The sequence below is a fragment of the Gilvimarinus gilvus genome (assembly GCF_030518155.1).
Classification (GTDB): Bacteria; Pseudomonadota; Gammaproteobacteria; order Pseudomonadales; family Cellvibrionaceae; genus Gilvimarinus; species Gilvimarinus gilvus.
The window spans coordinates 1-470 of the sequence record NZ_JAULRU010000025.1; the positions used below are offsets into that span (position 1 = coordinate 1).

Here is a 470-nt window from a genome sequence, read left to right on the forward strand (position 1 = left end):
CCGTGCACGCAACGACCCCGCCAGCCTCGGCATCGCCATGACCGACAGTTTCCGCTTCGGCATGGAGGGCGTGCTCGAGTTCTCCACCTTTTCATCGGCCCGGTTCACGAGTGCTCACGGCTTCTACAGCCGTTTGGGTCGGTGGTCCGAAACCCACAACTATCTGCGTACCGTCATTGCCCGGGAACAATTGCCAAACGGTGTGCTGGCGCTGACCTTGCCCGACCCCGTCGGCATGGTGGTGGAACTGAACGCTCAGCGCACAGGTTGGGTCCAGGCCATGCAGGCATGGCGCGCGCAGCCGCAGCGGCACTTCGAGTACTTCACCTCCCAGGCGTTGCTGGGCATCCAGCAACTGCATGCTGCCACGGCCGCCGCACAGGGCGCCGAGGCAGCTGAGCGTAAGGCACGCCAGGTCGAGCAGTGGAACGACAGCCCCGTCGGCATCAAGGCGCACCTGCCGCCAGTGG

General features: G+C 65.3%; 1 protein-coding gene. It reads left to right on the forward strand.

Annotated elements, in window-relative coordinates; translation table 11 throughout:
- Nucleotides 1–37 precede the first annotated feature (37 nt).
- Nucleotides 38–470: hypothetical protein (locus QWI17_RS00125; RefSeq protein WP_302720479.1), on the forward strand; the 433-nt coding region annotated here is incomplete at its 3' end.